Genomic DNA, 11,097 nt, shown 5'->3' on the forward strand with positions numbered 1-11,097 from the left:
TCAAGACTCGAGGCGCCACGAGCACGGCGCGTCTGCCTCGACGATGCCCACGATCGTCGAATCGAAGGGGCCGCCCATCCACGACAGGTTGATTGGCGACATCATTCGTGAGCTGCGCAATCTGTCTGCCGACGAAGTCGAGCGTGTCCTGAGCTACCAGCGCGAGCATGGCGGCCGGTTCGGCGATGCCGCAGTCGCACTGGGGCTGGCCAGCTCTGACGATGTGTTGTTTGCCTTGTCGCAGCAGTTTCACTATCCCTACGCTCCCGAGGAGCAGCGGAACGTCAGCTCCGAACTCGTCGCTCTTCATCAGCCGTTCTCCTACCAAGCGGAGTCGTTCCGCGGGATTCGCAGTCAGTTGATGATGCGGCTGTTCTCGGGTGATCAGCCGCGGCTCTCGCTGGCAGTGGTGAGCCCGGAACACGGCGATGGAAAGACTTTCTTTGCGTCCAACCTGGCGGTCATGCTTGCCCAACTCGGCGGGCGGACGCTGCTGGTCGATGCAGACCTGCGCAACCCTCGGCTGCACTCGGTGTTCGGTTTACAGAACGCCGTCGGCTTGTCCGGCGTCTTGGCGGGGCGTGCCGAGCCCCAGGTGATTCAGCAGGTCATGACGATCCCGAGTCTCTTCGTCATGACGGTCGGAGTCACGCCGCCCAATCCGCTCGAACTGATCGAGCGGCCTGCGTTTGCGTTGCTCATGCGGGAGCTGACCAGCAAGTTCGACCACGTGCTCGTCGACACGCCGGCAGCGGTGTACGGCTCCGATGGTGCGGTCATCGCTTCGAAGTGTGGTGCGGCGCTGGTGGTGGCACGGAAGAACGAATCGAAGATGGACTATCTGGAAGAACTGGTCGAGGTGCTGAAAGAGGGTGGCGCCAAGATTGCGGGTGTGGTCGTCAACGACTACTGATCGAAGGGCCCCGTTCAGTTGATTGCCATGGGCTCCTCCGGCAGATTGGGCAAGTCGCTCGCGCTCGTGCTGGGTGCATCGCTGCTCGTGCTGGCGATCGCGAGTGGCGTGCTGGCAGCCAAGGGAACCTTGATTTCCCAGCTGATGCTGGCGGGATTGATCGGGGGGCATTGATGATGCTCCTTCCGCTGCCGGCGTTCTTCAGCCTGATCGTGGTCGTGACCTTCATCATCCAGGGCACGGCATCGTACTTTCTGCGCTTCCAGCCGATCGCCTGGTTGCCTTACCTGCTGTGCGCATTGGCGCTGGTTCGCGTCTCGCTGCGGATCCGGCAGCACGACGACAGGTTCCGCCTCGGCGGTGCCGATTCCTGGGCTGCCGCTCTCCGTGAGCCGGCGATGGTGTGCGTGGTGCTGTACATGATCACGATCCTCTTCGCGATCACGATCAACACGCCACCGATTTCGCAGGTCGTCGTCGGGTTGAAGAATGCGCTGCCGATCTGGGTTGCCGCGCTCATCATGCTGCGCTGCGGCGGGTCGAGCGATTTTCGCGACCTGCTCTGGCGTTTGCTGGCGATCGTGTTCTTCATCCAAGTGCCGTTGGTGCTCTACCAGCACTTCGTCATCGTCCCGGCCCGCCCAGATGTCACGACGGCGTTCGATGCCGTCGTAGGGAGCTTCGGTGGGATCATCGAGGGCGGCGGTGCGAACTCGACGCTGGTGCTCTTTGCGTTGCTCGTGATGTCGTACGAGCTGGCCCGGTTCGCTCGCGGTTCGAAGAATTTCTCCAGACTGCTCCTCTATGGAGGAGTCGGACTGGTCATCATCTTTGCCGGAGAAGTGAAGGCAGCGTTCCTCTGGATTCCAATGGCCGTCATCTTCGTGCTGCGCAAGCGGATTTTCAGCAGTGCCGTGGCCCTGTTTGCGACGGTCGCGGTCGTCTCGGTCGTGATGATGGGGATGTTCGTCGCTTACAGCGCAATGTATTGGTCGAAGGCACCGGACCGGGCATCCGGTGACATGGTCGAGCGCATGGCCTATTTCTTCGACCCCTACAACGTCGATCCGCAGACGGGTGAGGTCAGTCGCGGTGCTTCGATCGGCTTCTGGGTCAACGACACCTACACGGACACTCCACGTCGCCTTGCCGGCTATGGAGTCGGATCTTCACGGGTATCGACGACGGGGGGGCTGGGGGAGGTGGCCGTTCGGTTCGTGCCGTTCAAGATCGCGGCGACGGGCATCGCGATGTTGCTGTGGGACGCCGGGCTGATCGGACTTTTCGCATTTGTCGGGATCGTGATCTTCGGCTTGCTCGCGAGCATCAAGGCAGCGCGGCATCCGGATCTCCCACCCATCGAAGCGGCACGTCTCGACGCGCTGTCTGTCTATTTTCTGATTGCCTTGACGCTGCTTTTCTACAATACCTCGCTACTCGAGGATCCTTCCACTCAACTTCTGTTGGCAATTGCCGTTGGCTATGTGTGTGCGACCCGATCGCGCCTCAGAGCCGGAAATTGAGTCTTCGATTCCGCATCGGCCCGATGGGCCGCCCTGATGGAATTTTCGTCATCTGATGGCTTCACTCAAAGGTTTCGCTGTCATCAGGGTCGTCACCGGGCTGTCTGGAATTGCCATTCCATTGATCCTGGTGCGATGGATGTCCGTCGAGGAGTTCGCGCAGTATCTGATCGCAGTTTCGGCGATCTCGATCGCGGGCATCGTGTCCGGTTTCGGGATGGATCGCGTTCTGTATCGATTCCTGCCAGAAGCCTATCTGCGCAATGACGCAGTCTTTGCCAGCAAGCTGATCGGCATCGCCTTCGCACCGCGGCTGTTACTCGCGCCCATCGTTGTCCTCGCCATATTGACGGCTCTTGTGCCGTTGCAGGCGCAGGAAGCAATATGGGTTCCGATCTCGCTAGGTTGCGCACTGGCGATCGTCGTCGGACTTTCGGAAGTCGTCGGGCACGCTGCAAGCAGCCTGATGAAGTTCCAGTTGCAGGCGGCGATCGTGCTCGCAGGCATCGTCGTCCGGCTTGCCGTGCTGTGCTCGATCTCGTTGCTGGTCGGTGTGCTCAAGCTCGTCTGGGTGCTCCTGATCCTGGTGGGCGTCGAGTTCCTCCAATTGATCGTTGTCGCGTTTGCGGTCGTGATGCCGGTGCTTCGGCGGATGCGGATCGCCGAGGCGAACGGAGACTGCGCGAGTTGGCCGACCTGGCGCTCGCTCGGCAAGATGGCGCTGTCCAACTACGGCTCCTACATTCTCGGTCTGCCGTGGCAGGGCAGCATGCTGCGCGTCATCGTGGGCTTCCATTCGGGTGCCGCGGTGATCGCCGCATTCGGCTTCCTGCAGACGCTCGCGGACCGCCTGAAGCAGTACCTTCCGATGCAGATTCTGCAGACGGCGGTCGAGCCGGTGATGGTCCGGCGGTTCGCCGAGGGCGAGAGCCTGACGGCGATCATCGGCCAGTTGGACCTGCTGCGCCGGGTCAGCGCCTATCCCATCATCGGTTTGGCGGTCGTCTTCGGGATCGCGGGCGACCCGATCATTTCGATCGTCACCGGTGGAAAGTACAACGACGCCGGCTTGTTGGCGGCCTTGATCTTGGTCGGCTTGGCTGCCAGCACCATCAGTTCCGTCCTGTGGATCTCGAGCAGCATCGCCCACGAGATGCCGCTGTTGTTGCGTCGGTTCGCATTGATCTCTGTGTTCCTGTTTCCCATCATGTGGTTCGCCGCCAAGCATGCCGGTGGAATCGGGGTCGCTGTGGTCGCTATGCTGGTTTCGCCAGCGTTATGGTGCGCTCTTCGATGGAGCCCCAGCAAGGCAACCGTCGGGACGTGGGACTGGGGCAAGGACCTGCGAGTCGCTGTTGTGGCGATTGCGCTGGTGGTGATCGGCAGAATTCTCGTCCGCGATGCAACAGTCGTGGCGAGCATCGCGGTCGCATGCGGGGCCTTCCTCGCATGTGCGGCTGGCGTGGTCCTCTTGCGTACGCTGCGTCGGGAGGATCTGGTCGTGCTCAAGGAGTTGCTGGCGACATCCGTGCTGGCGAAAGGCGCATAGATGAGTGGTCGTCCCCGGATCGTGATCGGTACCTGGTTCTACGACAACCAGCCAGGCTTCCTTGATTTCAAGTACCGAATAGAAGCGTTGGCAAGACACTACGACGTGACGCTCGTCTTGAGGGATGCGTCGTTCGAAAAGCAATTCGCCTGCGAACTCCTGACCGTCAAGGTCTTGCCGACGGCACGGACCGGGAAACGGCCGTTGTTCGGCTACATCCGTCGTCTCGCCCATTTCGTGAAGAGTGAGCAGCCCGATCTGGTCTTCCTGCTCGGCTCCCAGTTGGCGCTGGCGTCCTGGTTGATCGCTCGTGTGCCAGTCGTGCTGTACTGGAATGAGCACCCGAGTCATTTTTCGGGGGGCAACCGAAGACGCAGTTTCTGAGGCGGCTGCTGGGGTCGGGACTCGTGAGAGCCAGTTATCTGGCGGCAGGCCGCTGCCGCCTGGTCATGCCGATCGGGGAGGCCCATCACGAGGACCTCTTGCAACATGGTGTCCCGCGCGCGCGCCTCGAACTGGTCTACATGGGCGTCTCCGGCGAGTTCTCGGGGCAAGGGGCCGAACGAGGAGACCGAGGAACGGGTGCACGCCTGCAACTCGTCTACACCGGGACTGTCGCGCGAGAGCGAGGGCGCGATGTGATGCTGGAAGGGCTCGCGCTCGCTTGCCGAGCCGGGATCCCCTGTCAACTCACCCTGGTTGGTGCCGACGAAGATCAACAGCGCTACTGTGCGAACCGAGCCAGAGAATTGGGACTGAGCGACGAGATGCTCACGGTAGTCGGGCGTGTACCTGGTACCGAGATTCCCCGCTATCTGAGGCGTGCCGATCTTGGTATCTGCATTTGGGAAGACAGGTTGTGGTGGCGATTCAACCCGCCGACCAAGCTGTTCGAGTATCTGGTCGCCGGCTTGCCGGTTCTGGCCAGCAGAATCAGAACACACACCGACTACATCGAAGACGGCGTCAACGGCTTCGTGTTCGACTACGATCCCGCGTCGTTCGCGCAGTGCCTGGAGACCATCTGGGCTCGACGATCCGATCTTTCGACAGCATCCGAACGAGCTGTGCTGAGCAGTGGGAAGTTCAAATGGACCGGCATCGAACCGCGGTTCCTCGAACTCGTACAAGAGGCCTGTCCAGGCTGATTCGGCGCGGCGACACACCCCGTTCTCGCGCCATGGCCGATCTTTTGTTCATTCACTAGAGCCTGCGTACTGATGAATATTCTGTATCTGGTTCGAGAACGCTTTCCTTCATTCCGCCCTGATGTGACGGAGTTGTTCGGCACCGAGTTGCCTCGGCATGGAGTTCGGTGCGTCGCAGTCATGCGCAGCGAGCGCCACGCACAGACCACGACGGTGCGACGGATGGCCCGCTGCGCTGTGGTGGTCACGCCTTTCTACGCTCGCGGGGGACTGGTGGGCAAGCTGATCAACTGCGTCTACCTTGTCATGGGTTACGCCACATTCCTGTCGCTCGCGTGGCGCCGCTCCTGGGACATCATTCAGTGCCGAGACGAGATCGGCGGAGCCTGGCTGGTCAAGCTGGCATCGCTGTTCGGAACGTCGATCAAGAGCTACTGGCTGTCTTTTCCGTTTCCGGAATCGAGCATGGAAGAAGCGAGTAGAAGTCGGGGGCTGAAGAAGCGTGTTCTGCAGTTTCGTGGCTGGCTCGGCGTATGGCTGCTGTACAGAACCGGCTTGCGACTTGTCGACCACGTGTTCGTTCAAAGCGAACAGATGAAGCGAGACGTTGCGCACTATGGCATCGCGCCATCGAAGATGACGAGCGTCCCGATGGGGGTTCAGATCAAAGCGGAAGACATCGACAAGTACTCGTCTTTGCGCCCCCGACCCGAACGGCTGGTCGTGTCATATCTGGGCACGTTGACCACTGGGCGGCGTCTCGACTTCATGGTGCGAGTGATCGCCGAAGTCCGCAAGGTCGTTCCCGACGCGGGATTGTTGCTGGTTGGTGCCGCGGAGTCCCGAGAGGAGCGCTCACTGATCTTCGACGAAGCAGATCGTCTGGGTGTCAGCGAGGCGATCACGATCACCGGGTTTCTGCCCAGAGCGGCGGCGTGGGACAAGCTGAGAGAGTCGTTCGTCTGCGTGTCGCCGTTCTTCCCCATGTTCATTCTCAATTCGACGTCACCGACCAAGCTTGTCGAGTACATGGCATTGGGCATGCCGGTGCTGGCAAATGAGCACCCCGAGCAGAGTCTTTTGATCGAGGACAGCGGTACTGGAAAATGCGTCGCCTGGGATGAATCGGCCTTCGCCATGGCCATCATTTCGATGTGGAGGGACGCCGACGAGACGCTCCGAAATGCGACCCGAGGTCCGGCTTACGTCCTCGAGAACCGCTCTTACCGCGCCATCGGTGCACGCGTGTACGATCGGTACAAGAGCTTGTTGCGCAGTGAATCGGAACGCTCGTTGGCTGCGTAAGAAGCAATAAGAACACCCCGAGGAGACCGTCGCATGCCCATGCGATGCAGCGCTCGCGATTGAGTCCTCATGACTGCGACGCCTAAGAACAAGAGAGTCCTGATGCTGTGCACTGCAGCACGAGGAGGTATGCGTGCCGTCGTGGAAGCCTACGCACGGGACGGCCTGTTCGAGCGCTGGAACGTGCTGCTGATCGCGACTCACGTGGAAGGCTCGATGGTGCGGCGGCTGGGCGCCATTGTGCGGGCCATGACGAGATTCCTCTCTCTCAACTTGTCCGGACAGGTCTTGTTCACGCACATTCACGCCGCGGCCGGTGGCAGCTTCTGGAGAAAGTCGATCTTCGGGTTGATCGCCCGCCTGTTTGGTCATGCAGTCATCTTCCACCTGCACAGTGGCCATATCAGCGGGCATATCGATCGTTTGCCGCTCGTCGGACAACGGATTGCCGGTTGGGTGCTGTCGAGGTTCTCCTGTGTGGTCGTCTTGTCAGAAGTGTGGCGCGCGTTCGTCTTGCGGATTGCGCCGACGGCAGAAGTTGTCATCGTTCCGAATTACGTGGTGCTGCCGACAATGGAGCCGGTTGACCCGATACCGCAGCTTGCGGAGCAAGCGCTCAATTTGCTCTTCCTGGGGTTCGTGGGATCGAACAAAGGTGTTTTCGAACTGATCCCGGCCGTCGCCCGCGCGCGAAGTGCCGGTTACGACGTTCGACTCACCATTGCAGGACATGGGGAGGTGGACAAGGCCAGGCGCATGGCGGCGGATCTCGATGTTGCCAATGCGGTGTCCGTCATCGGTTGGGTTGATGGTGAACGAAAGTTGGAGCTTTTGCGAGCTGCGGATGTCTATATCCTGCCGTCACGCAACGAAGGCATGCCCGTCAGCATCCTCGAGGCCATGAGCTGGTCGATCCCGGTCGTGGCAACGCGCGTTGGCGGCATTCCCGAGATGATCGATTCGGGGGTGGAAGGTCTACTGGTCGAGCCTGGAGATGTCGAAAGCATCCTCGGTGCGATCCTGTACCTGGCAGCGGATCGACATCTGCTGCCTTTCATGGGCCGAGCTGCGCGAAGGCGCGTCGAGACCGAGTTCAGCAAGGACGTCGTGCTGCCGAAAATTGAGGCGATCTACGAGAAGCTCTCACGAACATAACAAGGCGACAGTATTCGATGGCGAATCCGTTGTACGCCGTAAGCGTTAGATTCCTCAACGAAATCTTTAGGATGCAGTCGCGGCTGCCACGACCCGCTTCTTCTTGTGCCGTCGCTGAAGCTCTGAGAGCAACGGCTTCTCGACCAAGACGTAGGCCAGGCACCCAAGCGCCACCGTTCCTGCAAGTACCACCACGTATGTCACCTCCGGGCCGGCCACTTCATAGAAGTGTGTCTTCCTCGCGATCTTCAACAGCAGCCCCTCCACAGACTCGTGCACCAGATAGAGGCTGTAGGAGGCATTGCCGATAAAGGTGAGAAAACCGGTACTTTGATGTATCCCGCCATCTCCAGCTTCGTGGCGCCCGCTACGACGAGCGCAAGCCCCGCAACAACCACGATCGACGATAGACCAACCGGCATCGCGATCGTCAGTGCCACCGCTGCTAGGCAAAGGCCCACCACGAATTCGACGATACCGTGGCCGCCCCGCCTGTACATCCAGTACGCACCCATGCCAAACAGGAAATACAGGTTGTATGCGGCGGTGTAAACGTTGAAGGCATTTCGATCATTCGTTTCAGGATAATCAAAAAGCACAAGACATACGAGTGCTGCGAGTGAAAGTACGATGATGCCAATTCGCTTGCTCAGGATCAGAATCGAGAACGCGGCGTAGAACGCGATTTCGTGGAACAGGGTCCAGGCGACCAGCAAGGGCGGTGCGCCGTCGGTGAATCGGATCAACGTCAGCGACGTCAGCCAGTCCCCAATATTAGAGGGGTACTTTGCATCTGTTCCCAGACCGAATGACAGCAGCAGAACGAACACGCCGGTGTAGACCCAATAGATGGGATAAAGCCGGACGAAGCGTCGATACGCGTACTCTTTCCATGCTGCTGGTTTGTCGATGTCGTTCACATGCGCGAACAGGATGATGAAGCCCGATAGCACGAAGAAGAAATCGACTCCGCGGTTGCCCTGGCTCGTGAATTCCCTAAAAACAGCGTTACCGCCATAACGATCTAAGCCCATAAATATGGACAGGTGAAATGCCGCAACGCTAATGGCCGCAAGCGCTCGACCGGCCTGTAGTACCTGAAGCATCCGACCTCCCTAGAAAGAGAACGTTATTGTTGAAAACGCATCGGCAGGTTGTATCACGCTGGGCGCTGTGGAACCTGAACGTGGCCTCGAGTCAAGGGCTCTATTGATGCACGAACTATATCGGGTGTGACGCTACGGTCGGATTGTGTAGCGCCATGACGTACGCTTTATTGTTGCTCTTCTCACGTGCCACTGCGCTGCCAGTCGTGCCGGAACTTCGATGGATCGAAGTCTCGGCAAACTGGGCAGCGCAGTGCTTTGCTTATCGTGTGCAGGTCAGCGGGGCAGGCGGGTCTGACAAGCCTCCGTCGGAATTTTGCTTCACCGGGCCTTCACGTAGGCACGGATGTCGGCCTCCTTGTACTTGCCGTTCGGGTCATGCACGAAGGTCGGCGTCCTGAACAACAGGGTCTTGGTGGGGACCTCGGGCGACCAGCGATTGCTGCTCGTGTTGTAACCCCAGGGATAGAGACCGAACTTCGCCCAGGGTGGGTTGGTCGGCGAGTTGTAACTCAGGGGCCCCGAGTAGTCGATGATTTGCGTGCCGTCGCGCCACACTTTGAAGTACGGCGCATCGCTGGTGAAGGGCGAGATCTTGGCCTTGATCACGAAGTAAGTCCACTTGTTGATCGGCAAGCCGTTGCTGTAGTAGCTTCGAGTCGAGTTCCCCGACTGCGTCGGATTCGTGTTCGAGTTCCAGCCCGTGTGGAACTTGATCCTGTCGCCGGCGATCATGATGGCCATGAAGGGGTTGACCGTATTGCCCGCTTGATGCCACTGAGAAATGATGCCTTCTTCAGGTGTCGTCTCCCAGTTCGGCAGGTAGAGTCCGAACGCATACCAGATATCGGTCTTTGTCTTGAGAGCGCCAGGTTGCGTAGTCCACCAACTGACCTCGCAACGCGGTGCCCCGGCCGTCAGACCGTCATTGACATTGGGACGGACCATCAAGGTCTTGCGGCCGGCGTTCTCGGGATCAGTGGCCTTACCGAAGCGGGTCGAACTGAGCACGTCGCTGAGATAGGAGCCGCTGAAGCCTGCCTCGGAGAGGCTGCGAACCGACGCATTCCTGCCATCGCATTCAAGGCCGGCGCCGTCACTGTCTGAAGCGAACGCATTGTTCGCGTTGAGTTCGGCGAAGACGTCTCCGGGGGCGACGGTCGTTGTCGTGGAGGTCGAGGGTGCGGGTGCCGGAGTCGGCGCGGGTGCCGGCGCTGGGGCGGTCACGGCCGGCGCCGGTGCTGCGGCGGACGGGCGGCGGGCGCGGGTGCGGGCGCAGGGCTGGGCGCAGGAGCCGATGAGGCTTGAACCAGCAGTTCGCAACGCTTGTACACGGCAGGCAGCGGATCCTTGCCGAAGAACTGATTCGTGCACTGTCCGCTGCCGGTCACGGAGCGTGAAATCCAGGTCGAGCCGGAGCCGTAGCGAACGATCTGCGTCCCAGTGACTGAGAACGGGTACTTCTCGTAGGCGAGATGCGTATAGGTCCCGACAGGCGCCGCAGCGGTCGTGGTGACCAGCACTTCGCAACGCTTGTACGTGGCAGGTGCGGGGTCGACCCCGAAGTACTGGTTGGTGCATTGCCCGCCATTGGTGACGGTCTTCGCAATCCAAGTGCTACCGGATCCGTAACGGACGAGTTGCGTGCCACTGACCGTGAACGCGTATTTTTCGTACGCCAGGAAGCTGTAGACGCCGCTCGGTGCAACGGGAGCCGCGGCGGCAATCGTCGTCTTGGTGGGGGTCGAGGCGGATCCGCCGCCCGCCGTCGAAGTCGAGCCGCCGTTGTCCGCCTGGGTGTCTGTCGAGTCGCTCGGAACCGTGACCGGGTTTCCGGAGGTGCTGGCGCCGCTGTCGACGGCTGAGTCGCTACCGCCGCCGCCGCCGCCGCAAGCGGACACTGCAAACGCGGTAGCAATCAATTGCGCAATGATACTCAGACGTGTCCCGTCAAATTGCTGCATGAATAAAACTCCTGGATATATCTTTGAAAACAATGTCGCGGGACGGGCGCAATACTTGAGAATTCGAATTATCTATTTGCCAATCTTTTGACTCGATGTGTGTCCGGGGTTTATTCCGTCACACGTCAGTCGGTGTTCGTGAACCGATGGGGCGGATGCTAGGGATGGGCGGGCGGCGTCATGTAACAGGCTGGTGACGGCGTAACAAGGCGATTGCGAGCTAGCCTCTGCGTGGGGGCCGCCTCTTCGGTTTTAGGGGGTGCGCAAAGCCGTCGCGGGTGCGTCCGCCAGCAGGTCCCACGACGTCCTGTTACGTTTCTTGCAGAGAGTCGAGCCTGCGTGAAAGGCGTTCTGCCCCCTCAGCGCGCTGACACGCGGCCTCTGGAGATGTCGGGAGCGGACCCGGGTGCTCTTGGGTGAGGCCGCAGCTAAGG

Annotated in this window: 12 protein-coding genes; 8 read left to right on the forward strand and 4 right to left on the reverse strand. The window is 60.3% G+C overall.

The window, feature by feature from the left end:
* The first annotated feature begins 43 nt into the window (after window positions 1-43).
* From Y694_RS08785 to Y694_RS08810, 8 genes are all read left to right on the forward strand, one after another.
* Window positions 44-913, forward strand: a complete 870-nt coding sequence (locus tag Y694_RS08785; protein WP_231497604.1) for a polysaccharide biosynthesis tyrosine autokinase — start codon at window positions 44-46, stop codon at window positions 911-913.
* Window positions 914-931: 18 nt separating this feature from the next.
* Entirely contained in the window at window positions 932-1,087 is a 156-nt protein-coding gene (locus tag Y694_RS24155) for a hypothetical protein (RefSeq protein WP_161727977.1), read from the forward strand.
* Window positions 1,087-2,436, forward strand: a complete 1,350-nt coding sequence (locus Y694_RS08790) for a hypothetical protein (RefSeq protein ID WP_036231667.1) — start codon at window positions 1,087-1,089, stop codon at window positions 2,434-2,436. The genes Y694_RS24155 and Y694_RS08790 overlap by 1 nt, the downstream gene beginning before the upstream one ends.
* A 55-nt stretch (window positions 2,437-2,491) precedes the next feature.
* Window positions 2,492-3,985 (forward strand): lipopolysaccharide biosynthesis protein, encoded by a 1,494-nt coding sequence (locus Y694_RS08795; protein ID WP_036231668.1) that lies wholly within the window; start codon window positions 2,492-2,494, stop codon window positions 3,983-3,985.
* Window positions 3,986-4,369, forward strand: a complete 384-nt coding sequence (locus tag Y694_RS22510) for a hypothetical protein (RefSeq protein ID WP_051495668.1) — start codon at window positions 3,986-3,988, stop codon at window positions 4,367-4,369. It abuts the gene before it with no gap.
* A 23-nt stretch (window positions 4,370-4,392) separates the two neighbouring features.
* On the forward strand, window positions 4,393-5,133 hold the full coding sequence (locus Y694_RS23265) for a glycosyltransferase family 4 protein (protein WP_155935805.1): 741 nt from the start codon (window positions 4,393-4,395) through the stop codon (window positions 5,131-5,133).
* Window positions 5,134-5,205: 72 nt separating this feature from the next.
* The gene (locus Y694_RS08805; RefSeq protein WP_081771229.1) at window positions 5,206-6,438 is read left to right on the forward strand and encodes a glycosyltransferase; all 1,233 of its coding nucleotides are present in this window, start codon (window positions 5,206-5,208) and stop codon (window positions 6,436-6,438) included.
* Window positions 6,439-6,567: 129 nt separating this feature from the next.
* The gene (locus tag Y694_RS08810; protein WP_051495670.1) at window positions 6,568-7,593 is read left to right on the forward strand and encodes a glycosyltransferase; all 1,026 of its coding nucleotides are present in this window, start codon (window positions 6,568-6,570) and stop codon (window positions 7,591-7,593) included.
* Between the two features lie 66 nt (window positions 7,594-7,659).
* Here Y694_RS08810 and Y694_RS08815 read toward each other — a convergent pair whose 3' ends face one another.
* From Y694_RS08815 to Y694_RS24160, 4 genes are all read right to left on the reverse strand, one after another.
* On the reverse strand, window positions 7,660-7,860 hold the full coding sequence (locus Y694_RS08815; protein ID WP_036231670.1) for a hypothetical protein: 201 nt from the start codon (window positions 7,858-7,860) through the stop codon (window positions 7,660-7,662).
* Complete coding sequence (locus tag Y694_RS08820) at window positions 7,842-8,699, reverse strand: acyltransferase (protein ID WP_036231671.1); 858 nt, start codon at window positions 8,697-8,699, stop codon at window positions 7,842-7,844. The genes Y694_RS08815 and Y694_RS08820 overlap by 19 nt, the downstream gene beginning before the upstream one ends.
* A gap of 321 nt (window positions 8,700-9,020) precedes the next feature.
* The gene (locus Y694_RS23270; RefSeq protein WP_081782205.1) at window positions 9,021-9,926 is read right to left on the reverse strand and encodes a heparin lyase I family protein; all 906 of its coding nucleotides are present in this window, start codon (window positions 9,924-9,926) and stop codon (window positions 9,021-9,023) included.
* Entirely contained in the window at window positions 9,923-10,663 is a 741-nt protein-coding gene (locus tag Y694_RS24160; RefSeq protein ID WP_155935808.1) for a hypothetical protein, read from the reverse strand. Before Y694_RS24160 ends, Y694_RS23270 begins: the two co-directional genes overlap by 4 nt.
* Between the last annotated feature and the right edge of the window lie 434 nt (window positions 10,664-11,097).

The organism is Methylibium sp. T29-B (assembly GCF_000576225.1).
GTDB classification, from domain to species: Bacteria; Pseudomonadota; Gammaproteobacteria; order Burkholderiales; family Burkholderiaceae_C; genus Methylibium; species Methylibium petroleiphilum.

Excerpts from the sequence above, each read along its gene's own strand:
- Y694_RS08785 (WP_231497604.1), top strand. The coding sequence starts at position 44 with ATGCCCACGATCGTCGAATCGAAGGGGCCGCCCATCCACGACAGGTTG.
- Y694_RS08790 (WP_036231667.1), top strand. The coding sequence starts at position 1,087 with ATGATGCTCCTTCCGCTGCCGGCGTTCTTCAGCCTGATCGTGGTCGTG.
- Y694_RS08795 (WP_036231668.1), top strand. The coding sequence starts at position 2,492 with ATGGCTTCACTCAAAGGTTTCGCTGTCATCAGGGTCGTCACCGGGCTG.
- Y694_RS22510 (WP_051495668.1), top strand. The coding sequence starts at position 3,986 with ATGAGTGGTCGTCCCCGGATCGTGATCGGTACCTGGTTCTACGACAAC.
- Y694_RS08805 (WP_081771229.1), top strand. The coding sequence starts at position 5,206 with ATGAATATTCTGTATCTGGTTCGAGAACGCTTTCCTTCATTCCGCCCT.
- Y694_RS08810 (WP_051495670.1), top strand. The coding sequence starts at position 6,568 with ATGCGTGCCGTCGTGGAAGCCTACGCACGGGACGGCCTGTTCGAGCGC.
- Y694_RS08820 (WP_036231671.1), bottom strand. The coding sequence starts at position 8,699 with ATGCTTCAGGTACTACAGGCCGGTCGAGCGCTTGCGGCCATTAGCGTT.
- Y694_RS24160 (WP_155935808.1), bottom strand. The coding sequence starts at position 10,663 with ATGCAGCAATTTGACGGGACACGTCTGAGTATCATTGCGCAATTGATT.